The organism is Marinobacter sp. V34 (genome assembly GCF_055524115.1).
In genome coordinates this window covers 13,151-37,951 of record NZ_JBUPZY010000011.1, presented here as the reverse complement: position 1 = coordinate 37,951, position 24,801 = coordinate 13,151, and the positions used below count along the sequence as shown (strand labels likewise).

The window sequence follows — 24,801 nt, the reverse complement described above, 5'->3', positions numbered from 1 at the left end:
ACCCGGATTATGCCTTCTACATTGGACCTTAATGACGCCAGATACTCGCGTCAACCAACTACAAAAACGACAGGAGATAAACGTGCTTGGCCAAATGATGAACATGGAGCTCACCGTGAATTCCTTGATCGACCATGCTGCTCGCTACCATGGAGACGCTGAGATTGTGTCGATAGGAACGGATGGAAATCCCAGTCGATCTGACTGGGCAACTGTTTCGGAGCGGTCGCGACAACTTGCGTCAGCGCTTCGAACGGCAGGCTATGTCCAGGGGGATCGGTGCGCGACCATTTGTTGGAATAACGTGGGGCACCTGGAATGTTATCTTGGCATCTCTGGTGGCGGGATGGTGTGTCACACTATTAACCCGCGACTGTTTCCAGAACAACTCGTTTACGTTATCAACAATGCTCAAGACAAAGTCATATTCTTTGACAAAACGTTCCTTCCCATTGTTTCAAATATCCGAGACCGACTGGAGACGGTTGAGGAATTTGTATTGATGTCCGAACCGGACGAAGAAATTGCAGCGCAATTTCCAGGATTGTTGTTTTATGAAGAGTTTCTCCAGCGAGGAACGCCTAACGCGAATTGGCCTGAAATCGCCGAAAACCAGGCTTCAAGCCTCTGCTATACATCGGGCACCACTGGAAATCCCAAAGGGGTGCTCTATTCACACCGCTCCACCGTTCTGCACGCGCTGGTAGCTGCTCAACCCGACGCACTGAATTTATCGGCACGGGATGTGGTGATGCCGGTTGTTCCTATGTTTCACGTAAATGCGTGGGGGGTACCCTACATTACGGCGATGGTTGGAGCCAAACTGGTGTTGCCTGGTCCTGGCCTGGATGGGCAAAGTTTGGTCAAGCTGATCGATTCAGAAAGCGTAACGATTGCGCTGGGTGTGCCTACGATTTGGCAGGGACTTCTCTCGGCTTTGGACGAGCTTGGCTCCTCGGCACAGTCGCTTAAACGGACGGTGATAGGGGGTAGCGCTTGTCCGCCCTCAATGATGTCGGAGTTTCGTGGTAAGTATGGCGTAGAAGTTGTCCATGCATGGGGAATGACAGAAACATCACCGATCGGAACCGTCAATGCACTGCTGTCGAAACACAATACTCTTTCGGAGGAAGGAAGAAACAAAATCCGTGAAAGCCAGGGACGGCCTCCCTACGGGGTGCAGCTCAAAATTGTGGGTGAAGACGGCCATCAACTGCCCGAAGATGGCATTGCTCAGGGAAATCTCCGCATCCGTGGTCATTGGGTGGTAGCCGATTACTTCGGTGTTGAACCAAATCAGACTCTTGAGGAAGACGGTTGGTTCGAGACAGGTGATGTTGCTTCGATCAATGATGATGGATTTATGACAATACGTGACCGCTCAAAAGATATTATTAAATCTGGTGGTGAATGGATATCTACAGTCGAATTGGAGGGAATCGCAATGGGCCATTCTGCCATCAATGAAGCTGCCGTAGTGGCGGCCTCCCATGATAAATGGGACGAACGACCGATCCTGTTGGCAGTAAAAATACCCGACGCAAATATTACTGAGGAGGAACTTCTTGCTCATTATCAAGGGAAAGTCGCCAAGTGGCAGATCCCGGATCGCGCGATCTTTGTGGAAGGATTGCCACGCAATGCCACTGGGAAAGTATTAAAAAACAAGCTGCGTTCTGAGTATGGGGAAGTATTAGTCAATAAACCGGCAAGCTAGCTTCAATGAGTGGCATTTGTGTTACGAAAAATTGCAGTTTTACCTAAAGCCAATTTGTTTTAATACCAAAAAGGATAATAAAAAATGAAACCTAAAATAATTAGTAAAGTCTCGTTAGTGGCGTTCCTTTTACTTTCACTTGCTGCGAGCCTGGCCAACGCTCAATCTGAGCCGGTTTACAGTAGAGGCGACTGGGTGGTTGGGCTGAATGCCACTAGAGTTCTAACCGATGAAGATTTGCGATCAGCCTCTGCGGGGAGTGCCCCCGTTCCAAATTCCAACCTGTCTATTAACAACGATACGACCGTATCATTCGACGTGTCGTATTTTCTGAGTAATCAGCTGGCATTTAACATTTTTGGCGGCATTCCCGCTAGTGCGGACCTCCAGGGCGAAGAGTCTCTCTCCGGTCTTTTTCTTGGTCAAACAGATTATGGTCCGGTAATTCTTTCGCTTCAGTATCATGTTTTGACGGGTAGCAACTTCTCTCCGTACTTTGGAGCGGGTGTAGGACGGATTCTCTTTTTAGATGAGAAGGATCGCGCACTAACCGACTTCGACGTCGAAGATACATGGGCCCCTGCGGTTCAGGCTGGTTTTCGCTGGAGGATACACAATAACTGGTCGGCAAATTTTGACGTTAGATATGCACCCTTCGAGGCGGATATCACCGGTAACCTGGGCCCGGCCCCTGTTCAGGCAAAAGTGGAAGTGGACCCCACTATCGTGAGCATCGGTGTTGCATATCGCTTTTAAATGCCAAGTATACCAACCGTCTGCATTTGCTGGTCGCTTTCAGCAACCTGCTGATTGATAAAAACCTGCAGCGTAAGACCAATGCGCCCCTTTTCCGCCAAGATTGCGGAAAAGGGGCAAAAACCAGCGGTTATTCAGATCTTCCTTAGGTATATAGCCCCAGCCTTATGCATCATTTAAAGGTCTCGTATCGTTTAGTCGAGTAGTATATAGCCATCAGGACCGGCACGTCCTTACTATAGAAAACCTTTTCAGTAGTCCCGCAAGTTTCATTTAATCGAGCAAGTGTCTTAACATTAATACCGCTCGTAACTATCGGTTCTTGATGTCCACCATCAATAAGCCGGAATCTTACTGTGTTTGATTTACACACCGCTTGAAGCTTGCAGTCTGAAAAGCCCTGTCTTGGCTGCCACCACCCATCCGCATGAAAAAGCATATGCTCAGATGAACCAAAACAAGAGGTCGACACCGAATGGGCGATGTTGCTTATGAAGGATTGAGTGATCGGAACCTCTACCCATAATGGCCGATAGAGACTTCGCTTTTTCTTTGTGGGTAAAATCAAGTTCATATTTTCGTCGGTAATTGCAAGGTGAGGTTATTAGTGGGACATATAGAGAATTATTTCACCTACATGGACTCCCCCTGCGGTCAAGCAACGCCATTTGAATCCGAAGCGGTTTGAGACTGCGGCTCTACATTCGGCCTCTTTGTGGGCGTTTTTGCCCGGGCCAGGATGATGATGCGTGTGAGCGGGGACCTTATTCGTTAGTCGGCTTCGCTGAGCCGCAGAAATAAACAGGTTCTCCCACTCTCGGTCTGACCGTTCCGTCATCGCTTGCCGTTGCAAGACTCTTCTGGCAGGCTTGTTCTGCCTGTCGTTGGTGCTCGGTTTTAGCCCTCCACAGGCTGTGTCTTAAACTCGGTTTGATTCATGAGTAGTGCCCATATAATCCGGGCGTTCTTGGCCGCCATCGCAACGGCGGCCCGCTTGTATCCACGTCGTTCCACCAGGTCTTTGGCCCAGTCACTGAGTCGATCATTCTTATCCGGTAATTTTGCAATCACTGCCCGGGTGCCATGGATCAGCAGCGTTCGCAGGTATTTGTCCCCGCGCTTGGTGATTCGGCCAAGTCGCACCTTGCCACCGGTCGAGTATTGTCGGGGCACCAGACCCAACCATGCGGCAAAGTGTCGCCCACTTTTGAACTGTCTGGGGTCAGGCGCACTGGCCAGCAGGGCTGTTGCGGTCTGTGGTCCGATACCCGGTATGGCCATAAGGCGCTTGGCCTGCTCATCGCTCCGGGCCATCGCTTCGACCTCCCGATCGTAAGCCAGGATTTCTTCATCGAGCTGTCGAATGCGTTGGTTGATGTTGTTGATTAAGCGGCGAGCGAGCATGGGTAAGTCGTTTTCGGCATCCTCCAGGATTTCGGGAACCCGGCGCCGTGCGGCGTAACGGCCCTGGGGAATGATCAGTCCGAACTCGGCCAGCAGCCCACGAATCTGATTGATCTGCGCGGTGCGTTCTTTGGTCAGTCCACGGCGAATACGATGCAGGCACAGTACGGCTTGCTGGTCTTCGGTCTTGATTGGAACAAACCGCATATTCGGCCGACCTACTGCCTCACAGATGGCCTCGGCATCGTTGTCGTCGTTCTTGCTGCTCTTGCGATAGGGCGCGACAAACCGGGGTGCAATGATTCGGACATCGTGGCCGAGTTTGGTCATTTCCCGAGCCCAATGGTGGGCACCCGAGCAGGCTTCCATGCCAATCAGGCAGGGTGGGAGCTGAGCGATATAAGGCAACAGCTTGGGCCGGTTCAGTCGTTTGCGAACCACGACCTTGCCGTGTTGATCGGTGCCATGAATACTGAACACAGTTTTCGCCAGATCGATGCCAATGGTTGTAACATTCATGATGACTCCTCCTGCTTTTGATTGAAGATGTCAGACACCTTCAATGTGGCACATCGATGCCGTGGGAGCAGGGGGAGTCCATATCATTCGCTATGGTGCTCTCGGTTTACCAGAGCAACAGTAATGTGTCTGGCTACGGGAAATTCCGCCGGTTGTGGCTCACGCATCCTTTGCGCTCACTGAAAGCTGTCGGTCGTAGGATATGATATCCATAGGCCGTATGAGTTGTGCATTGCTTTCGCAATTTTGGGCAAACTAAGGGCACAGCTCTACTCGGTCGTCAATTTCAATTTATGGACTGACCGCTCACCAAGGACTTCAGTTCAATATCCGGATCCTTCAACATTTCAGGATTGACCTGCCTGCGTTGTTGAACGAGGGTCTTGCCGACCATAAAAGCGATGGGCAGGTTGACCGCATCAACAGCAATGACACAGCCATCGCGGAGATAGAACACCGCAAATCCCTTGTCTTCCGGGCTTCCGCGCAGCACACGCTGATCATGATATTGCGACAACCCCACCATCTGCAGACGCACGTCATACTGGTTCGACCAGAACCATGGAGCGCTATTATAGGGTTTCTTCTCGCCCATCAGGGTTGCCGCCACTGTCCGGGCCTGATCAACCGCGTTGGCGACAGATTCAAGGCGCTGCATCTTCTCGAAGAAAAGATTCCGGTGGCGGGTACAGTCGCCGATCGCCAGGATGGCTGGATCTTCTGTGCGGGTAAACTCGTCAACAATAATGCCGTCATCACAGGGCAGGCCGGCGGCCTCAGCCAGCGCGGTTTCCGGCACAACACCCACTGAAACGAGCACGATGTCGGCCGGTACAGTGCCGCCGCTCGCCAATGTCACGCCAGCCACATGCCCCTGATCGCTAGCTTCGAAACCGGTTACCGCCGTGTTCAGGCGTAGATCCACGCCAGCGTTACTGTGTTTGGTGTAAAAAAACTCCGACATTTCCGGGCCTGTTACACGCTGCATAAGACGCTCGGCCGCTTCCAGTACCGTGACATCAACGCTTTTTTTGGTAGCGCTGGCTGCCACTTCAAGGCCAATGTAACCACCACCCACGATGACCAAGCGTTTCCCCGGAACCAGTTGTTCACGCAGGGCATCCGAGTCAGCTATGTCATGTAGGTAATGAATGCCCTTCAAGTCAGCCCCGGGTGCGTTCAGGCGTCGAACGTGTGACCCCGTGGCCAGGACCAGTCGATCGTATTTCAATGTGCTCTGGTCCGACAAACTGATGGTCTTGTTGTCCCGATCAATTTGTTCGGCACGTACACCGAGCCGCAACTGATGGCCGGCGTTCTCGTACACCGAGCGCGGCTTGAGGTACAGCGACTCCTGATCCACCTCGCCTGCCAGGTAGTTCTTGGACAGGGGCGGCCGCTGATAGGGTGGATGTGGCTCTTCGCCCACCAGGACCACCTCATGTTGATATTTCTTTTGCAGCAAGGTTGTCAGGAGCGCACCTGCTGCGTGCCCGCCGCCAACGATGACTGTCGTCTCTTTCTGTTGGTTTGCCATAGCCTGTCTCTTTCTACTGTTCTTTGGAATCAGATTGATCAGAAGTCCAGATGCCAACTGAGCCCTGTGACGCCCGCGCGCGCGGAGCTCAGCCGACCATCTCCCCGGCATCCTCAAGTATCATCGCGGCACCTTTCTCGCCGATCATGGTTGCCGGCTGATTGGTGTTTCCGCCGACCAGCGTCGGCATGATGGAGGCATCGACCACCCGCAGGCATTGCAGGCCATGCACGCGCAGGCGCGGATCGACCACCGCCATCGGATCAACACCCATCTTGCAGGTGCCAACCGGGTGGTACGCTGATTCACCGCTGCGCCGTACCCATGCGGCGAGATCGTCGTCATTCTGCAGCGCCGGCCCGGGCAAGACCTCAACCTCGTGGTGCGGGGCAAACGCCGCCTGCGCCAGGATCTTGCGCACCAGGTGGACACCGCGCACCAGTCGCTCGACATCGGCGGACTCGGCCATGTAGTTGGGGTCGATCAGCGGCGCGGCAAACGGGTCGGCACTGTGCAGACCGACGCGCCCGCGCGACGACGGCCTAAGCCCGTAGATCATCACCGCGTAGCCATAACCGCTCATCGCGGTCTTCAGGTCTCGCCCGTGATCGTCGTACAGCATTGGCGCGAAGTGCAGCTGCAGGTCGGGTACCGGCTCCTCGGGCCGGGAGCGGATGAACCCGCCGGCCTCGGCGCCGTTGCTCGACAGCACGCCCCGCCGACCGCTCAGATACGTCAAAGCGCCCCACAGCCCCTTGAGCCAGTAGCTCGGATGCATCGAGATGCTTTGGCGGCTGCGGGCGCTGACGCGCACGAACACGTCGATATGATCCTGGAGATTCTGCCCGACGCCCTCCAACGCATGGCGCAGTTCTATGCCATGCCGGGACAGCTCCTCCCGCGGACCGATCCCGGACAGCATCAGCAGTTGCGGCGAGTTGAACGCGCCGCCGCAGAGCACAACTTCGCGCCCGGCACGAACCTGCGTCAGCCCCTTTGTATCGCGGTATTCGACACCGGTGGCGCGGGTGTCTTCGAGTAGCACCCGGGTGACATACGCGCCGCTGCAAACCGTCAGGTTGGAACGCGCCGTGGCGGGTTCGAGATAGGCCCGCGCGTTGCTACAGCGTGTGCCGTCTTTCTGGTAGGCGTAGTAGAAGCCCACGCCCTCCTGCTCACTGCCGTTGAAATCTGTATTGAGCCGGTACTTTGCCTGGGTCGCCGCCTCGACAAACGCCGTGCTCAGCGGATTGGTATAGCGGCGCTCGGCAACGTTCAGCGGACCACCCTGACCATGAAATTCTGCCTCATTCGGCGTAAGTTTGGGCTCGAAATGTTCCGATCGGCGGAAGTAGGGCAACACCTCGGCGTATGACCACCCTTTGCACCCCAGCCGTGCCCACTCGTCGTAGTCCCGGGCATGCCCGCGAATATAGACCTGCGCGTTCATGCCGCTGGAACCGCCAAGCATCTTGCCCCGCGGCTGAAAAAGCGCCCGGTCGTGCATGTGACGCTGCGGTTCGGTATTGAACTGCCAGTTGTAGCGGCGGCTGAACATTAGCTGCAGGAAACCCAGCGGCATGTTCACGAAAGGGTTGCGGCGGCTCTCCGGACCGGCTTCAAGCAGCAGCACAGAATGGCGACCGCTCTCCGACAGGCGGCTGGCGACAGCACATCCGGCCGAGCCCGCGCCAACCACGACATAGTCAAATTGTTCGGTCGTCATCCTGGTTAGCCTGTTCATTAACTTTTTGGTGTCAGCTGGACCATCAGCTCCGAATAGCCCCGCACGAAGTTGGACTGCACGCGCTCCGGCTCGCCGACGACTTCGATCTTGTCAAAGCGTTTGAGAATCTCTTCCCATAGGATACGCAGTTGCAATTCGGCCAGGCGGTTGCCCATGCAACGGTGAACACCGTAGCCAAATGACATATGGTTTCGTGCGTCCTTGCGATCGATAATGAAGTGATCGGGGTCTTCGAACTTGCGCTCGTCACGGTTGCCCGAGGCGTACCACATCACAACGCGATCGCCCTTTTTGATGGTCTGGCCGCCCAGCTCAACATCTTGCTTGGCGACTCGGCGCATATAGGCCAGCGGCGTTTGCCAGCGGATGATTTCCGACACCATGTTCGGAATCAGTTCCGGTTTTGCCTTCAGTTTTTCGAGCTCCTTTGGGAATTCGTTCATGGCCACCAGGCCACCACTCATTGAGTTGCGAGTGGTATCATTGCCGCCAACGATAAGCAGCGTCAGATTGCCGATAAACTCCATCGGGCGATTGATCAGATCTTTGGTGTCGTCGTTGCTCTGTAGCAGGCTGATCAAATCGAAACCGGGCTCTTCGCCCGCCGCGCGGCGCGCTTCCTTATCCCTCCAGAGCCTGGAGAAGGACCAGGCCATGTCAGCCGCGTCGTCAAACATGATCTCTTCATCGGCATACTCGCCGCCGGTTGCCGATGCTGCCCCGGCCATCCGATCCGACCACTCAACCAGCTTGTGACGTTCCTCGTAAGGAAAATCCAGAAGGGTTGCGAGCATGCGACCGGTGAGTTCCTTCGATACAGTGGGCACCCAGTTGAAGGGCTGGCCCAGAGGCAGGCTGTCAAGCACATCGCCGGTACGCGATCGGATCAGCTCCTCCATTTCCTTCAGGTTCTTTGGTGCCACCACGCCTTGAACCGAGCTGCGCTGCACATCGTGTTTTGGCGGATCCATGGCTATGAACATTTCCACCGACAGCCCCTCTGGAGGGTCACCCAGAATGATTTGCGGCTCGGCGGAAAACAGGTCGTGACTCTTATCCACGAACATGATGTCTTCAAAGCGAGTCACCGACCAGAAGGGGCCGAAGGGGCTGTTCTTCTGGTAATGGACCGGAGCCTCATCACGCAACCGTTTGAAATAGGCGCGCCACTGATCCTGCCGATATAAAAACGGATTGCTGACATCGATGTCCTCAAGGGCCAGCGTGTTAACGTCCGGGATGGCTGATTCAACAAATTCGGGCACGGGCCGGCGTGGGCCGAAGGCCTTCTTCTTGGCGCCCATTAACAGTTTCAGCCCCTGGATCTGCCTGTGCATCGGCACCACCCTGGAGGTAGCATTAATCACTCGGGACTGAATGTCGTCAAATGTTTTGGACAGTGTTGGCATGCGTCCTCCTATGTTCACATCTGGAACTCGGGTAAATGCACGGTCATGCCGTCCATTTCATCAGTAATGACCACCTGGCAGCCCAGGCGCGAAGTGCTTGCCCGCTCCGGGGTCATTGACAGCATTTGCTCTTCCTCACCACCAGGCGTACCTGTCTTTCTGAACCAATCGTCCGAGACGATCACGTGGCAGGTACCACAGGCACACTCTCCCCCACAATCCCCGTCAATACCGGGAATCAGATTGTCAACGGCGATTTGCATTACCGAGGAACCAGCTTTGAATTCAGCAACATGTTCAGTTTGATCATGTTCTATAAAAGTAATCTTGCCCATTATTGTTCTCCTGCCAGTAGTGTTCAGTAATAGATATTGTCTGTCTGACGACACTCCTGTCAGGTCATTTCTTGACAAGCTGAGGTCATTTAAAGACAAAATGACGATCATTTAGGACGGGGAAGATCGATGATGACGACGCAGAAGACGGGTGATTTGCAAAAATCCGGTCCCGGTATTCCATCGAATTACTCACGGCTCATTGCACGTGAGCTCGATTTAACAGCCAAACAACTGCCACGTCTGCTGCTCGGCACCGGGCTTGGTGTGACGCAATTCCTGAGCGAGGAAAGCCTGCTTACCGCAGCGCAGCAGGTGCGGATTCTGCGCAACGCACTGGATTTGTCCGGCCAGCCGGAATTAGGGTTATGGCTAGGCAAGCGACTGACCCCGGCAACCCATGGTGCGATGGGATTCGTGGCCTACAGCAGCCCCGACTTTCTCACTGCGCTGCAAGCGATTCATACTTTTCTGCCCACGCGCGCGAGCTTCATCCAACTGCATTTGCGGCAAGTCAACGAGCGCCTGGAATGTATTCTGGACTACCAGGAGTCGCTGGACGATGACATACAGCGGTGCCTGTCGGATGCGATGGTTAAGGCCCTTTTTGAATTTGGCGAGTTTATAATTGGTCGCCCTTTGCATGAGGCTGAAATATGCTTCGCTCATCCTGAACCCCCGTATCAGGCAATGTATGCCGATTTTTTGCCCGGGCAGATTCGCTTTGATTGCGACCAGTTAAAACTTACGTTGCCGATGTCGTTGTGTCAGGAACCGAATGCCTCCGCCAATCACGAAAACTATCGTCTGGCCTTGCAACAGTGTGAATCGATGCTTGCGCAACTTCAGTCGGATAAACCGAGCTATCAGACCCAGCTGAAGATGATGATGTTGTCCCGACCGCCCGGAACGCTCAGTGAAGACGAAGCAGCAGCCTCGTTGTTCATGAGCAAACGCACCCTGGCACGCAAACTCAAACAGGAACGCAGCGGTTTTCGGAAAGTTCGCGACGAGATTCTGTCCCAGCAGACAGCGACCTACTTGCGTGACAGCCAGCTGTCAATCGAGGCCATTGCCGCGTTGATGAACTATCACGACAGTGCCAATTTCAGACGCGCCTTCAAGCGCTGGTTTGACCAGTCGCCTGAGCAGTTCAGGCAAAATGTCAGATCACAAACCGTGCATCCGCATGATTAGCGATCATAAACAGAGGCTACTTGCTTGCGTTTGTGAAGCCAGAACCTATGCCTGCCCCCCTTTATTGATCACACCGTCCATAGCGATCTGCCAGATCAAGTCGCCAATGGTGTCGAGTGAATGAGCCCCGTTCGGGTCGAACCAGGTTGCAACCCAGTTGAGCGCCCCAAGGCCGATCAGGCGAAGCAGGCGGCCATCAATATTCTTGCGGACCACGCCCTGCGCAATCATTGTTTCGAGGATACCGGCCCACAGGGACTCGTACTGGTCACGCAGTTCGATGATTTCCTCGCGAGCCTCCGGGCCCAGCGCCCGCCATTCAAACAGCAGCACGTAAACCGCGTCCGAATCGACCAACAGGGCTCGCAGATGCGCGTTGATACAAAGACGTAAACGCTCAACCGGGTCATCCGAACTGGCGTAAGCCGACTCGACCTCTGCGGTAACCAGGTCCACCCCCCGGCGCATCAGCTCGACAAGCAGCGCTTCCTTGCTGTTGTAACGATAATACAGACTTCCGGGCAGCATATTGCAGGCCTCGGCAATCTCCTTGAGCGACGTCCTTTCAAAGCCTTTCTCACGAAAAAGCCTGGCTGCGTTAGACAAAACGTCGCCCTGGTCGCCCAGTTTGCTTGGAGGAGCCATCTGTCTGTTAACCATCGCTTAAGTATCTCCTCAGCAAGCCAGTTCGTTATTCATCAGAGCGGCCACCACCTGACTTGTTACACTGATCGTACGCCATTGCACGGGTGGCGTGCCATTTGCCTCAACAGATTCTTGACTTTTGGTTGGTTAACCAACCAAAATCCAGCAACAATGTTATTCGGAAGAAACTGACATGGCAATGACATATGACAATCAGCTGTTTCCCGCCACTTCCGCCCCTGTGCGAAATGCAAACCGGGGTGGGCAGATCTGATGACGGAGTCGAACAGAGCTCAGCACAGTGACGCTGTGACGACGGCGTGGCAGTTCACCGAACAGGTTCCCCACGGCAGGGATCTGGGTATGCAGGTTGTCTCTGTGAACGGAAACCAGGTCTGCATGCGCCTGACCCCACAGCCGTGGATGTTCGCCGAAGAGGATACAAAAGAAATCTGCACCAGCGTGCTCTACTCGCTGGCCGACTCCGCCGGAGGCTTGGCGGTATTCGCGGGGGCCCTGGAGTTGATGCCCATTGCCACGCTGGATCTGCGCATGGATTATCTGCGGCCCGCCATCGGCGACCGTGCCCTCTTGGCGGTGGCCACCTGTCGTCATTTAACGGACGAGGTCGCGTTCATCCATTGCGACATCCTCAGCGAGAGCGATAGTGCACTGTTAGCGACGGCAAACGCCACCTTCATGCGCAACACCCAGGGCCAGCGATTCCAGGCCGGTGGACGAAAAAAGGAGGGCGCATGAGCACGACTGGCGATTCGGCACAACCCATCTCAGGCCCTACCGAAAGCGGGAAAGAATGTTCCGACTGGCAGGCTCTGCTGGAGCGCATTCCCTACGCACGGCACCTTGGGCTTGAGGTTCAACGCGACGATGTAGGTCTAGTGGTTCATATGCCGTGTCGTGAAGCGCTCATTGGCAACTTTATGCTACCCGCCCTCCATGGCGGCGTGCTTGGCGCCCTGATCGAACTCACCGCGCGGGTCGCTGCGCAAAGCCAGGATACCGACAAACGTTGCCCACGCATTCTCGACAGCCACATTAACTACCTCCGTTCCGCGCAGGCCCGATCGACGTTCGCCAGCGCCGAAATTGTTCGACAAGGCAGGCGGAGCAGCCTGGTCCGGGTGACCTGCTGGCAGGGCGATAAGCGCAAACCGATCGCCAGCGGTCAGGTTCAGTTGTTGCTCCCGACAGTGGCGGCCAAAGAAGCAGATCTTCATGAACAATAAGCACAACAACCCTGAACGCGACCAATTCCAGGCGCCGGATGGCGCGGAGATCGCACTGTGGCGCTGGCCGCAATCCAAAGCGCGCCCCACGGTGCACTGGGCGCATGCAACGGGTTTCCATGGCCGCCTGTACCGCCCCCTCCTTGATGGGCTTGCCACGGACGTCAATGTCCTGGCCTGGGACATGCGGGGGCACGGGGCCAGCGCCGGTGCGGCGAACTTTTCGACATTCCGGGGCTGGGAAACCTACTATCGCGACATGACCGCTCTGCTGGGTAGCCTGGACGAGCCGGTCTGGCTCGCCGGCCATTCTATCGGTGCCACCACCAGCATCATGGCCGCTGCCCGACGGCCAGACAAAGTGCTGGGCCTGATTCTGGCGGAACCGGTGATCATGGATCCGGGGCAGGGCCTGAAGTTGTGGCTGGCCAAGCTGCTACGCCAGTCACATCGGTTGTCACTGGCCGCCGGAGCCGCCCGTCGGCGCCGGGTATTCGACTCGCACGCTGCTGCGCTGGACAACTATCGGGGCCGCGGTGGCTTCAAGACCTGGCCCGATGCATGGCTGGAGGCCTACATCCAACACGCTTTTCTGCCGCAGGACGATCAAGTTCGCCTGGCGTGTGCGCCGGAGTGGGAGAGCACCACCTTTGCCCATACCGAACACAACCCCTGGCCCGGTATTCGTCAGTTGCGGTGCCCGGTTATCGCGCTGGCGGCGGAACGCGGGTCAACCTTCTCGCCGGCGGCGCAAAAACGTCTGCAGACCTTGTTGCCCTCGGCTGACGTGAGGGTTCTTGAGGGTACGACTCATTTTCTGCCCATGGAACAGAAGGAAGCCGTTCGCGATGCCATCCTGCAACTTGCTTTGTCCAGACACCGCGAGAACTGATACCCACACCTTGATTTTGCCAATCGGGACACCTGCCATGCGCTGTATGCTGACACTGTTTATCTCGCTGCTCATTCTGTCTGGTTGTCAGCAGTCTTCGGAACCGCCCCCAGAGGCCCGCGCCCCTATCCCCTGGGTAAAAACAGTTGAACTAAAGGACGCCGGCCCAACAGCGCACAGATTTTCAGGAACCCTGCGAGGCCGCCACGAAGTTCCTCAGGCCTTTCAGATCGCCGGTCGGATTCAACATCGTTACATTGATGCCGGTCAACGCGTGGAAAAAGGCGACTTACTGTTCAAACTCGATACACGAGACCTTGTAGCAACGGCGGAGGGAGCCGCCGCGGATCTGAAGCGTGCAGAAGCGGCCCTGGCAATTACCACCAATGAGCTCCAGCGCCAACAGCAACTTGTGGGGCGTCAGTTTGTCAGCGAACAAACCCTGCAACGCCTTGAATTGGCAGAGCGTGAGGCGCGCAGCCAGGTGCAAACGGCTTCTGCACGCAATCAGCAGGCTCAGAATGCCCTGGGGTATGCGGAACTGAAAGCCGCCCATGCAGGCGTGGTCACTGAGGTCAACGTTGAACCCGGTCAGGTTGTGGGTGTCGGACAAACCCTTGCCGTTCTGGCCGAAGATCAATCGCTGGAAGTGGAAGTTTTTTTACCAGAGGGCAGTAACCCGGCCAGGCGTGGTTATGTTCCTTTGCCCAATGGCGAACAGCTAGCTGTAAGCCTGAGAGAAATTGCCGGGGCTGCCGACCGCGCAAGCCGGAGCTGGCGTGCCCGATACAGCCTGGAGGGGCCCTACCCCTCGTCTTTAACCCTGGGGTCGGTGGTGAGTGTGCGGTTAGCGCAGAAGCAAACCGCCCCCAGCCATCGCGTACCGCTGGGTGCCCTGGATGAGAGAGGGCAAACGCCGCAGATCTGGTTGGTTTCCGACGGCACGGTAACGCCCCTGGCGGTCGATGTTATCGATCTGGGTGAGGAGTATGCGAAGATCAAGGTCGACATCAAGGCGGGAACGCCCATCGTCGCGCTGGGGACACACCTACTCACGCCTGGCATGGCGGTGCGGGAGCTGGCTCAATGAGCTTACCGAATCTTTCCGCGCTGGCAGTGCGCGAGCGTTCGGTCACCCTCTTTTTTCTTTTGCTGTCCGTTGTTACCGGTTTCTACGCGTTCTCGTCCCTGGGTCGGGCGGAAGACCCTGCGTTCACCGTCCGGGCGATGGTGGTCTCGGTAGCCTGGCCAGGAGCAACCCCCGAGGTGCTGCAGAATCAGGTCGTGGATCGTCTGGAAAAGCAAATTCAGGAGGTGGCGTATACCGATACCATTGAAACAACCATTCGGCCCGGGCAGGCCGCCATGCTTATCCGATTCCAGGATTCGACGCCCAGCGAAAAAGTGCCGGACCTCTTTTATCAAGTCCGCAAACGCATGCTCGATGAGAAGCCCAATCTGCCCCGGGGTGTGATCGGCCCCATCGTCAACGATGATTTCGCGGATGTGTATTTCTCCCTGCTGGCGCTGACGGCACCCGGGATGCCAATGCGTGAACTGACCCGAGAGGCAGAATCGATACGGGATCGCTTGCAACGGCTGCCCGGCTTGCAAAAAGCACAGCTCCTGGCGGAGCGTCCTGAGCGGGTGTATCTCGAATTTGATCAGGACCGGCTCAACAACCTCGGTTTGTCGGCAGAAGAGGTGTTGCAGGCGATAGAGGCCAACAACCGTCTTCAGCCTCTTGGCTTTGTTGATCTTGCCGGCCCGCGGGTTTATGTCCGCAGCAACATCGACCTGTCTGACCTTGAGCGCCTCACCTCAGTACCTCTGCGTATCGGAGACCAGCTTATCACCGTGTCTGATCTGGCCGAGGTGCGTTTAGGTTATGAAGATCCTTTGAGCTACATCGTCCGCTCCAACGGTGAGGATGCGATCCTGTTAGGTGTCGTCATGCGCGCGGGTGAAAATGGCCTGGAGTTTGGTGAGCGGCTGCGCGAGTTTGTCAGTGCCGAACAGGGCAGGCTGCCGCTGGGAATGTCAATACAGACCCTGACCGATCAGGCGGAAGCCATCACTCAGGCGGTTGATCTTTTTCAGGTCAAGTTTCTGGTTGCGTTGGTCGTGGTGATGGGGGTCAGCATACTGGCGATCGGTCTGCGCGCGGGTTTGGTGGTGGGTATTGCGATTCCCGTGACTCTCGGCCTGACTTTCTTATTGATGAAAATGGCAGGCATTAACCTTGATCGCATCACCCTGGGTGCGTTGATTATCGCACTAGGCCTGTTAGTGGACGATGCGATCATCGCCATTGAAATGATGATTGTGAAGATGGAGAGCGGCTGGGACCGGGTACGGGCAGCCAGTCATGCCTGGAGCGTAACCGCCGCGCCCATGCTGTTTGGAACGCTGGTGACGGTGGCCGGATTTGTTCCCATCGGATTTGCCCAGTCCGGGGTGGGAGAATACACCGGCAACATCTTCTGGGTGCTGGCTTTTTCGTTGTTGATTTCCTGGGTGGTGGCGGTAACCTTTACGCCTTATCTGGGCGTCAAGCTCTTGCCCGATTACACCGGGCATACGGGCCAGGACCTATACCAAAGCGCGTTTTATCAGCGGTTGCGCGGGGTGATCACAGCGTGTGTACAGTACCGGAAAACCGTTGTTTTGATAACAGTGGGTTTGCTGGCGATCAGTGCTTTCGGTATGGCAACCCAGGTGCAGAAGCAATTTTTTCCCAGTTCTGATCGCCCCGAAGTTCTGATCAGTGTCTATGCTCCGCAGGGGAGCGCTATTGCCACCACGGATCAAAGTGTCAGACGCCTGGAAGCGATTCTGATGGACATGCCGGAGGTGAAAAGCCTTTCTGCTTACATCGGTGCCGGTGCGCCCCGATTCTTCGTATCGGCCAACCCCGAGCAGCCGGACCCGGCATTTGCCAAGTTGATTGCCATTGGGCAGGACGTTGAAGGGCGCGATCGCATCATCTCGGCGCTGGAAACCAGAATCGCGGCGGGTGAATTTCCGGAGGCACGAGTGCGGGTGACGCGTTTGCTGTACGGTCCCCCGGTGGTCTGGCCGGTCAGTTTTCGTGTGCTGGGTCCGGAATCCGATCAACTCAGAGAGATCGCGCACCAGATCCGCACTCTCATGACCGGGCATCCGAATATCGTCATGCCGCATCTCGAATGGGATGAGCGCGTGCCCACTCTCTATCTTGATATGGACCCGCAAAACCTGGGTTGGATGGGCCTGACCCCGGCGGAAGTTGCCCGGCAACTGCAGTTCCAACTCCGCGGAGTGGCCGTCACCGAACTACGTCAGGGCATAAGGAGTGTTCAACTGGTGGCGCGTAATGCCCGTGGCGAAGTGATCATGCCGGAAGATCTTGAAATCAAAACCCGCGACGACCGCAAACTTTCCGTACAGCAACTGGGCAAGTGGCAGGTTCGTTACGAGGACCCCGTCATAAAGCGTTACAACCGTGACCCCTTCCTGGCCGTTCAGGCCGATGTAGAAGGTGCCCAGCCACCGGATGTTACCAAGGAGATATGGAGTGCGATGACGGGCCTGCGCGAACAGTTGACGGAGGGTTACCGTATTGAAATCGGCGGTACGGTGGAACAATCAGCCAAAGCCAATGCTTCAATCCAGACATTACAACCGGTGATGTTGGCGTTGATGCTGATCTTTATCATGCTTCAGATGCGTTCCTTTATCGGCACATTGACTGTTCTTGCCACCGCGCCACTGGGGCTGATTGGGGCTGTGCTGGCTCTGCTGCTGTTTAATCAACCCTTTGGCTTTACCGCGCTGCTGGGGCTGATTGGCCTGGGCGGCATCCTGATGCGAAACACCATGATTCTGACGCAGCAGGTGCAGGACAACTTCAAAGCGGGGATGGCTGCGAGAGAAGCCGTTGTCGAGGCGGCAGTGCAACGTTCCCGCCCCGTGGTGCTCACCGCTCTGGCGGCCGTTCTGGCGTTTGTTCCTCTGACCTTTGACCTGTTCTGGGGGCCGCTGGCTTATGTGCTTATAGGTGGCGTAGCAGTGGGCACTCTGATCACGCTATTGTTTGTCCCGGCGCTTTATGCCCTTTGGTTTCGCTTACAGATAAAAGATTGAGGTAGGTTTGAATGAGCGCCAATTTTGTTAGCAATTACAACTCACTTAAGTCTTCCAGGAAGGTGATTGAGTTCTGAAATAACCCTTACACACGACCTGTTTTGCCGACAACACCAGAACCGGTAAAGTCAGGTGTTGAAGCAGCCAGGAGAGTCGTCGAAGTGGCCAGTAGGCACGGACGTCTACGTTTTGACAGCATTAACGGTTTTTCCAGCATAGCGGCTGCGCCGTCGGGGCGCAGCACGATGTGAAGGTTGGGTTGGGTTGGGTCGGTTTTGGAATCAGGACTCGGTAGAGTTTCGGTACCCGGCCATCATTGCCATCATCCAGCCCGGGTACTCCTCGGGCAGGCGGCTGACTTCATCCAGGGCTACCAGTTCATCGTCGGACAAGCGGATTTGGGCCGCGCGGATATTGTCCCTGAGCTGCTCGGGCCGCTTGGCGCCAACGATGATGCTGGTCACAGGCTTCTGGTGTAGCAGCCATGACAGGGCAATCTGTGCCACATTGACCGGTTCGCCGTCGATCTGTTTGCCATCGGCAATCTCCCGCATAACCTTGATGACTTCGCTGCCCCGCTCGCGGTTGACGGGTGGAAAGTCAAACTTGGCGCGCCGGTTTTCTTCGGAAACGTCCGGCCCCTCGTATTTACCGGACAGGTAACCCCCGGCCAGTGGGCTCCACACCATCAGACCAACGTTCTCAGATTTCAGCATCGGAATAATATCCCGCTCCAGATCGCGACCTACGAGGGTGTAGTAGGCTTGCATGGATATGATCGGGCACAGGTTGCGGGCCCGGGTGATGCCGATGGCTTTCATCACTTGCCAGGCGGCCCAGTTGGACAGGCCCACGTAACGCACATGGCCTTGCTGCACCAGGGTGTTCAGTGCCTCCAGAGTTTCCTCGATCGGCGTGGCCGGGTCAAAACCGTGGATCTGGTACAGGTCAATATAATCCGTTTGCAGGCGCGCCAGGCTCGCCTTGCATTCGCTCATTATATGGCCGCGGGAAGCACCACGGGCATTGGGGCTTGCGCCCATGGGGCCGAGCACCTTGGTCGCCAGCACCACATCTTCGCGGCGAACGCCGAGATTCTTCAGGGACTGGCCGACGATGCGCTCACTGGCGCCGAAACCATAGATGTTGGCGGTATCGATAAAGTTGACCCCCGCCTCCAGGGCGATCTTCACGAGTTCGTCGGCCTGTTCCTGCTGCAACTGGCCGATCAGGCCCCAGATGTCCTCATCGCCGCCGAAGGTCATGGTGCCCAGGCACAGTTCGGATACGAACAGCCCCGAGTTGCCCAGCGACTTGTAGCCTGGACGATTGTCTCCATCGAACAGTGGTAAACTCTCAGTTGCCATGTTGCACCTCATCATGCTTTTCGGTTGGTGTTCCAGAATTCACTGTAAATACTGCCGGTTTCGGTTTGTTTGCACTCGCTTGTGTTACTGGGTGAAGATGGCCTTGTAGAAACGCATGGTGCCATCCCAGGAACGGCTGGCAGCCTCTTCATCATAACCAACCGGCATGCCGAACTCCTCGGCGATCTTGTCGGCGCCTGGGTTGGTGAATGAGTGCAGTACTCCGGGAAAGCTCACCAGTGTCAGGTCGACTTCGGCATCCTGCATCTCCTTGACCAGGCCCGCGACCTGATCCGAGGGGACCAGCTTGTCGGCACCGCCGGTGTACACCTGGATCCTGGCTTTCACGGACTCGGGTTCAGCCGTGAGGGGGCTGCCGAGCGCGCCGTGGAAGCTGACAACGCCGTCCAGATCGACGCCCATGCGCGCCATGTTGAGAACCACGGCGCCGCCAAAACAATAACCCTGTGCCGCAATTCGGGACGCATCAACACTTTCGTGGTTCTTCAGGATGTCCATCGCCTTCATGAAGCGCGCCTTGACCTGACTCATGTCCCGAGTGGCTTCCTGCATGAACTTCTGGGCGGTATCGGGATGGTCGGCTTGTTTGCCAGAGCCATACATATCCAGCGCAAACGCCGTATAGCCGGCCGAGGCAAGTCGTTCTGCCTGATTCCGGGCAAATTCATTGTGCCCCCACCATTCATGGACCACCAGAACCCCCGGACGCTTTTGCCCGAATTCATCATCCCAGGCCATGTAGCCGGTGAAGGTCTCGTCGCCGACTTGATACTCGATGGTTCTGGTTTGCGTTTCTGCCAGTACCTGCGTACTTGCAACAGTGAGTGACAGCGTGGCTGCTGCCAGTGCTGTTTTCAGGGTGCTCATCATCTGTTTGCTCCTTTTCGCTCGTTATGAGTCAATTTGCGTAGCGATTCTGTACATCAAAGCGCGATTCCTGTCCCGTCGTTACTGGCAGCGGGCGCGCAGCAGTCGCGTTGCGGCATCAAACACGGCGAGGTCTTCTTCGGTGCGCGCGGCAAGGTGGGCCCCTTCCAGCATCGCCAGGGTCGCCTGCGCTTCATCGGCGGCACCCAGGATGGCCGAGACGGATCCATCCCTTTGTCCCAGTTCAAACGTTGCCGTAATCCACTGCAGAACCATTGCGCGAACGGCGCCGACTCTGGCAATAACGGTGTCGGACAGGCTTTCGCGGCAGGTCGAAAAGGCAACGCACAGACACACGGTCTGGCCATCATGCAACGCCCCGCGGTACAGGGCAATGAGTGCCTTGAGGCGCGCGCCAGCGCTGGCATGGGCTGCGTCTATCTCGGTCAGACCCTGCTGCAGACTGGTCTGATAGCGCTCGATCAAGGCTTCGGAGAGCTTCGCCTTGGTGGGGAAATGATAATGGATCGAGGCCTTTCGAATGCCGATGGCCTCGGCCAGATCCGCGTAGCTGAACCCGTCAAAGCCCCGTGACCGGACGGTGTGCTCGGCAAGATCCATCAGGGCTGTTCTGGTATCACGGTTCATGGTTGTTCACCTGTCTGCCTTTTCAATCCCGCTATTGCCGGGCTTATACCCTCGGTGCCCCGGCAAATCGCAGGTGCCCCGTTTTCATCCAGATCTTGGCGCCGTCGTCCCCGGCCGTCACGGACAACCTGTGTCCTTCAGGGAGGCGCAGCCAGTCATGCCTGGCCAGCACCTCGCCATCCCTGATAGCCGAACCTTCGACCACCAGCAGTTCGATTCCGCCGGGCGCCTCAGAGGTCAGTGTCGCCCCCGCATCGAGCTGGCTGTAGGTCACGATCTCACGATCGTCCTCATGCAGCTTTGCGGTGGCAACGCCGCCCACTGGGGCGCCCAGCTCGGCCTCCATATTCTTGCTGAACTGGGTGCGGTCGGCCAGGTCGAACTGCCACAGTTTCACAAATATCGTACAGCCCGTTTCAGAGCCCGGAATATGTGACGTGGTTGGGGGGTTGCGCACGTAGGTGCCAGCAGGGAAGTCACCGTGCTCGTCCTGGAACACGCCATCGAGTACGATGAATTCTTCTCCACCGGTATGGGTATGCGCCGAGAAATGACTGCCCGGCGCATAACGCACGATGGTCGTGGCGCGGGCAACTTCGTCCCCGATCCGGTCCAGCATGCGCCGCTCCACCCCTTTCATGGGCGAGGGCTGCCATTCAATCTGGTCGGAATGCATAACCACCGGTTTGGAGAAATCTGCATTAATCTCCATGATATTCCTCCCTTTTGTGCCCTTCATGTTTTCAGCGCTTGCATTAAATCCGAAGGTTTCGGATTACCCGGCAATTGAAGGACGGGCTGCGACTTTTGCGCGCCAGGCCTGGAGATTGGTCAGAGACTCGGGAATGTCAACCTTCGCGAAATCCGCAAACCCCAGGCCGGCAAAGGCGGTGATGTCTGCGACCGAGAAGCTGTCGCCTGCGAGAAACTCGTTGTCCGCCAGAACGCTGTCAAGGTAGGCCATGGTTGCGCTGGCAATTTCTTTCTGTTTATTACCCCACTCAGCGCATTGCCAGGTTTCCAGATCCGGACCAAGCCCCGGGGTCGCGTGGTGGAAATAGGCACCCACGGCGTTCATCAGACCGTTTTCTGCCCGCAGATTCATCATTGCGATACGGGCACGCTCCGCTGGGGTTGTACCCATAAGGGACGGACCATCAAAGACGCCGTCGATATATTCGGTGATGGCATTGCACTGGGCGATGCAGGTGCCGTCGTCAAGTTCCAGCATGGGCACGGTGGCATCCGGGTTTTTCGTCTTGAACGCCTCGGAACGGTGCTCGCCGCCCATGACATCGACCGGGACGAATTCCACCTGGTTTGTTGCGCCTTTTTCTGCCAGAGCGATGCGAACGCGGAGCGGGTTCGGGAAGCCTTCGATATCGTAGATTTTCATTGATTGCCTCTGTTGGTCATTAAACATGCGCCAATTAATCTACCTATTAGTAGGTAGATGTGCAAGAGGCAATTTGATTGTTCTGCTTTTCTTTGCGCTGTTGACAAGACATTCCAAACGCCAAGAACAGCCCGGACCTTCTTGCAGTACATAGCCAAACCAAAAAGCCAGCTTCTCAGTTAGACGATTTGATAAATATCGAAGTGTTTTTGTTGAAAGAAGCGTGTGCGAAAGAGCAGCCGTGAATGTTCGCTTATGTTTACGACTGAAGGAGCCTGATCGAAACCCGAAGGTGTTCATCAACCGGATCTGCCAGCGTCTGCAACATCCAGCGACCAAGGAGCCAAGTTACGCATTTAGATCTCAATACTCTCGGCTATCTCCAGAGCATCCTCAACCTCCACACCAAGGTACCGCACGGTGCTCGACATATTCGTGTGTCCCAACAGCAACTGAACGGCTCGAAGATTTTTGGTCTTCTTGTAGATCAATGTCGCTTTGCTGCGTCTCATTGAATGGGTTGCGTAGACTGAAGGGTCAAGTCCGATGCTGGTAATCCACTTTTTGACAAGACGGGCGTATTGGTGAGTAGTGATATGGTCGAACTTTCGCATCCGGCTCGGCCACAAATAATCCATACCCGAAAGTCCGCGCAACTCGATCCATGCCTCGACCGATTCGCGCGTCTTTTTGGTTATCTCAAACTGAACAGGCTGACTAGTCTTCTGCTGGATGACTTGCGCCCGGTCCAGAACCTCACCGTTTCTGGAAATATCTCGAACCAATAGCTTTACCAGATCGCAGGATCGGAGTTTGCAGTCAATTGCCATGTTGAACATCGCCAGCTCGCGGATGTTCTCTGCAATCTCCAACCGAATCCGGATAGCCCATATTTGTTCGAGTTTGAGCGGCAGCTTCTGGCCAACGAGCTTTCCCTTGTTCCAGGGAGCTTTGCTGATAGGAAATGTCATGACGTGGCCCTCTTTGGAGGGTAAAGGCCTTTAAGTATGGTTCAGAATATTGTTTTCTGCTGGCCAGCCAGGTCGCAAAGCGAACATTCAGATCGACCACAAAGTGGACCTTTTCCCGAGCCGCGTGATCCCGTTTCCTTCCCACGATTCACTTGAAGGCCTGACGCAATGGGGTATCTGGCAAAGCACCAAAGAGCGGAAAACTCTAATCAGCGGTGCAACTGAAACAGGGATGTTTACAATGCACATGCTGGATGCGTTCCGTGACCGCTGCATCAGCCACCGATCGCGGGCTGGGTGGGCGCTGTTGCCACGCGTAGAAGCCCGACGCGCTGACGCCGTGCAGGCGACACATCGTCCTCACCGGGGCGCTCTCCTGGTGGTGTGCGATGAACGCGAAGATGTCGGCCTTGGACTCGAAGTGAACGCGATGGCTTTTTTTTAAAGGTCATGCTCGACCTGCAGTCGCTCGTACTTCCGCTTCGTCTCACGCAGCGCCTTCAGCTCGGCAGCCACGGCCTTGTCCAGCTCGATCCCCTTGGTCACGATCACTCCTTCGTGGGCCAGTTTGCGCCAACGAGACAGCATGAAGGGATGGATGTAAAGCGACTCGGCAACATCGCCGACAGACACGCCGGGCAACTGGCTCAAGCGTACGGCGGTGGCCTTGAAATGATCGTTGTAGCGATACGTCGTTCTGGGACCTGGGGATGGCATCGAGACACTCCTGATCGTCAGGTCAGGGTGTCCACTTAAGCGAAGGAACTACCGCCTCGGCTTGGACGAATTGTTAGGCGCCTCTCTCACTGCAGAGACGCTGTTAGAGGTTGTTCCTGAGCCAATCTTGGCAGTCGCGCGAGAAGCTGGTTGTCCACGCCGCCTCACCGGTCAGCTTGAGGACAATTAGGGAAGGCCTGATCAAAGCGCCTTGATGCCTGGATTTCTGCGTCAGAGCGCTTGATGAGCCTCGATCTGATCATTTTTTCGCCACTTCAGGCGATTTTTCTGCGGGTTTCCCCGCCTGCCAGACGGATTTACCCCGTCGGATGCAACAAACCTCGCCGCGCCATCCACAGGTTCGACAGCGCGAACAGTGTCAACAGCTGCGAGGTGTTCTTCGCCAGGCCGCGGTAGCGCACCTTCGTGTAGCCGAACTGTCGCTTCACCACCCGGAACGGATGCTCCACCTTCGCCCGAACGCTGGCCTTGACGTGCTCCCAACGTTCGGCGTAGCGGCGCTCGCGCTTGTTCTTCATCGCGCGCAGCTTCGACGGCTTCTCCGCGATCCAGAACGCGGCCTTCACGTCCTGCAGTTCCTCACGCTTGTCCGCACCGGTGTAGCCGCTGTCCCCGCACACCTAGTCTTCTTTGCCATGCAGCAGCTTGTGCACCTGCGTCACGTCATTCACGCTCGCCGTCCTTGTTCCTGGTCGAACTCGGCGCCGGGATGATCGTCGCGTCCACGATCGTTCCTGCCTTCAGGCTCTGGCCCTTGCGCGCCAGGTGGCGCGTTCACGCGCTCCAGGATCTGCGGTGCAAGACCATGCGTCTCCAGCAGGCGCCGGAAGTTGAGGATCGTCGTTTCGTCCGGGATGGTGTCCAATCCGCCCAGCCGGGCGAAGCGGCGCATCACCGGCATCTCGTACAGCGCCTCTTCCATGCCCGGATCACTCAGCGCGTACCACTGCTGCAGGAAGTGGATGCGCAGCATCGTGGCCAGCGGGTACGGCTGGCGGCCGCGCTGGCCCATCTTCGGATAGTGTGCAGCGATCAGCTTCAGCAACGCGTTCCACGGGACCACCTGCTCCATCTCTGCCAGGAAGACCTCGCGCCGCGTCTTCTTGCGCTTGCCCGTGTGTTCCGCGTCCCCGAAGCTCAGCTGCATCGTCGTCATCCGTTGAACCTTGCGCTATTGTCTCCGAAGGAGTTGTTCAGAGCATCCTTAGCTGCGCGGCCATCGACGGCCGGCTGCCGTCCTGCCACCCACGCCTAGGTCGTGGA

22 protein-coding genes and 1 pseudogene are annotated in these 24,801 nt (G+C 56.4%); 9 read left to right on the top strand and 14 right to left on the bottom strand.

The genetic code is table 11. The annotated features are described in order from the left end of the window. The first annotated feature begins 31 nt into the window (after nt 1–31). On the top strand, nt 32–1,717 hold the full coding sequence (locus AC0B60_RS16890) for a long-chain fatty acid--CoA ligase (protein WP_227716479.1): 1,686 nt from the start codon (nt 32–34) through the stop codon (nt 1,715–1,717). An 84-nt stretch (nt 1,718–1,801) separates the two neighbouring features. After that, complete coding sequence (locus AC0B60_RS16885; protein WP_008170303.1) at nt 1,802–2,473, top strand: OmpW/AlkL family protein; 672 nt, start codon at nt 1,802–1,804, stop codon at nt 2,471–2,473. Nucleotides 2,474–3,370: 897 nt separating this feature from the next. On the opposite strand, the gene AC0B60_RS16880 is transcribed toward AC0B60_RS16885, so the two are convergent. From AC0B60_RS16880 to AC0B60_RS16860, 5 genes are all read right to left on the bottom strand, one after another. Continuing rightward, nucleotides 3,371–4,396, bottom strand: a complete 1,026-nt coding sequence (locus AC0B60_RS16880; RefSeq protein ID WP_008170306.1) for an IS110 family RNA-guided transposase — start codon at nt 4,394–4,396, stop codon at nt 3,371–3,373. Nucleotides 4,397–4,682: 286 nt separating this feature from the next. After that, complete coding sequence (locus tag AC0B60_RS16875; protein WP_041654915.1) at nt 4,683–5,933, bottom strand: NAD(P)/FAD-dependent oxidoreductase; 1,251 nt, start codon at nt 5,931–5,933, stop codon at nt 4,683–4,685. Nucleotides 5,934–6,021: 88 nt separating this feature from the next. After that, nucleotides 6,022–7,659: a GMC family oxidoreductase gene (locus tag AC0B60_RS16870; protein ID WP_225316732.1), complete on the bottom strand. Its 1,638-nt coding sequence runs from the start codon at nt 7,657–7,659 to the stop codon at nt 6,022–6,024. A gap of 17 nt (nt 7,660–7,676) precedes the next feature. Beyond that, a complete protein-coding gene (locus AC0B60_RS16865) occupies nt 7,677–9,089 on the bottom strand; it encodes a cytochrome P450 (RefSeq protein ID WP_041654913.1) in 1,413 nt (470 codons plus the stop codon). A 14-nt stretch (nt 9,090–9,103) separates the two neighbouring features. Then, entirely contained in the window at nt 9,104–9,424 is a 321-nt protein-coding gene (locus AC0B60_RS16860) for a 2Fe-2S iron-sulfur cluster-binding protein (protein WP_008170311.1), read from the bottom strand. A 129-nt stretch (nt 9,425–9,553) separates the two neighbouring features. Here AC0B60_RS16860 and AC0B60_RS16855 point away from each other — a divergent pair, with 129 nt between their 5' ends. Continuing rightward, nucleotides 9,554–10,621: an AraC family transcriptional regulator gene (locus AC0B60_RS16855; RefSeq protein ID WP_014422290.1), complete on the top strand. Its 1,068-nt coding sequence runs from the start codon at nt 9,554–9,556 to the stop codon at nt 10,619–10,621. 45 nt (nt 10,622–10,666) lie between these two features. Here the strand turns inward: AC0B60_RS16855 and AC0B60_RS16850 are convergent, their stop codons facing one another. Then, nucleotides 10,667–11,281, bottom strand: coding sequence for a TetR/AcrR family transcriptional regulator (locus tag AC0B60_RS16850; protein ID WP_014422289.1), 615 nt, complete (start codon nt 11,279–11,281; stop codon nt 10,667–10,669). A 258-nt stretch (nt 11,282–11,539) separates the two neighbouring features. Between AC0B60_RS16850 and AC0B60_RS16845 the strand changes: the two genes are divergently transcribed. From AC0B60_RS16845 to AC0B60_RS16825, 5 genes are read left to right on the top strand one after another with little or no spacing between them, the layout of a single operon-like run. Continuing rightward, complete coding sequence (locus tag AC0B60_RS16845) at nt 11,540–12,025, top strand: PaaI family thioesterase (RefSeq protein ID WP_014422288.1); 486 nt, start codon at nt 11,540–11,542, stop codon at nt 12,023–12,025. Then, on the top strand, nt 12,022–12,513 hold the full coding sequence (locus tag AC0B60_RS16840) for a PaaI family thioesterase (protein ID WP_014422287.1): 492 nt from the start codon (nt 12,022–12,024) through the stop codon (nt 12,511–12,513). Before AC0B60_RS16845 ends, AC0B60_RS16840 begins: the two co-directional genes overlap by 4 nt. Next, on the top strand, nt 12,503–13,405 hold the full coding sequence (locus AC0B60_RS16835; RefSeq protein WP_014422286.1) for an alpha/beta fold hydrolase: 903 nt from the start codon (nt 12,503–12,505) through the stop codon (nt 13,403–13,405). The genes AC0B60_RS16840 and AC0B60_RS16835 overlap by 11 nt, the downstream gene beginning before the upstream one ends. Before the next feature lie 37 nt (nt 13,406–13,442). After that, nucleotides 13,443–14,495 (top strand): efflux RND transporter periplasmic adaptor subunit, encoded by a 1,053-nt coding sequence (locus AC0B60_RS16830; RefSeq protein WP_041654911.1) that lies wholly within the window; start codon nt 13,443–13,445, stop codon nt 14,493–14,495. After that, a complete protein-coding gene (locus AC0B60_RS16825; RefSeq protein ID WP_014422284.1) occupies nt 14,492–17,530 on the top strand; it encodes an efflux RND transporter permease subunit in 3,039 nt (1,012 codons plus the stop codon). Before AC0B60_RS16830 ends, AC0B60_RS16825 begins: the two co-directional genes overlap by 4 nt. Before the next feature lie 281 nt (nt 17,531–17,811). Here the strand turns inward: AC0B60_RS16825 and AC0B60_RS16820 are convergent, their stop codons facing one another. The 6 genes from AC0B60_RS16820 to AC0B60_RS16795 form a co-directional block, all read right to left on the bottom strand. Then, nucleotides 17,812–18,897 (bottom strand): aldo/keto reductase, encoded by a 1,086-nt coding sequence (locus AC0B60_RS16820; protein WP_041654908.1) that lies wholly within the window; start codon nt 18,895–18,897, stop codon nt 17,812–17,814. A gap of 84 nt (nt 18,898–18,981) precedes the next feature. Continuing rightward, nucleotides 18,982–19,788 carry a dienelactone hydrolase family protein gene (locus AC0B60_RS16815; protein ID WP_008170335.1) on the bottom strand — a complete coding sequence of 269 codons (807 nt, stop codon included), beginning with the start codon at nt 19,786–19,788 and terminating at the stop codon, nt 18,982–18,984. 78 nt (nt 19,789–19,866) lie between these two features. Further along, complete coding sequence (locus AC0B60_RS16810; protein WP_014422282.1) at nt 19,867–20,433, bottom strand: TetR/AcrR family transcriptional regulator; 567 nt, start codon at nt 20,431–20,433, stop codon at nt 19,867–19,869. A 43-nt stretch (nt 20,434–20,476) separates the two neighbouring features. Further along, nucleotides 20,477–21,145, bottom strand: a complete 669-nt coding sequence (locus AC0B60_RS16805) for a cupin domain-containing protein (protein WP_008170339.1) — start codon at nt 21,143–21,145, stop codon at nt 20,477–20,479. Nucleotides 21,146–21,208: 63 nt separating this feature from the next. Then, nucleotides 21,209–21,829, bottom strand: a complete 621-nt coding sequence (locus AC0B60_RS16800; protein ID WP_041654905.1) for a glutathione S-transferase family protein — start codon at nt 21,827–21,829, stop codon at nt 21,209–21,211. A 356-nt stretch (nt 21,830–22,185) separates the two neighbouring features. Then, a complete protein-coding gene (locus AC0B60_RS16795; RefSeq protein ID WP_149600559.1) occupies nt 22,186–22,800 on the bottom strand; it encodes a tyrosine-type recombinase/integrase in 615 nt (204 codons plus the stop codon). A gap of 232 nt (nt 22,801–23,032) precedes the next feature. Between AC0B60_RS16795 and AC0B60_RS16790 the strand changes: the two genes are divergently transcribed. After that, nucleotides 23,033–23,245 (top strand): hypothetical protein, encoded by a 213-nt coding sequence (locus AC0B60_RS16790; protein ID WP_465087097.1) that lies wholly within the window; start codon nt 23,033–23,035, stop codon nt 23,243–23,245. On the opposite strand, the gene AC0B60_RS16785 is transcribed toward AC0B60_RS16790, so the two are convergent. Beyond that, nucleotides 23,242–23,517, bottom strand: a complete 276-nt coding sequence (locus AC0B60_RS16785; RefSeq protein WP_465087096.1) for a transposase — start codon at nt 23,515–23,517, stop codon at nt 23,242–23,244. The two genes, AC0B60_RS16790 and AC0B60_RS16785, sit on opposite strands and share 4 nt — an antisense overlap. 317 nt (nt 23,518–23,834) lie before the next feature. After that, a pseudogene (locus AC0B60_RS16780) lies at nt 23,835–24,685 on the bottom strand (IS5 family transposase). Nucleotides 24,686–24,801 lie beyond the last annotated feature (116 nt).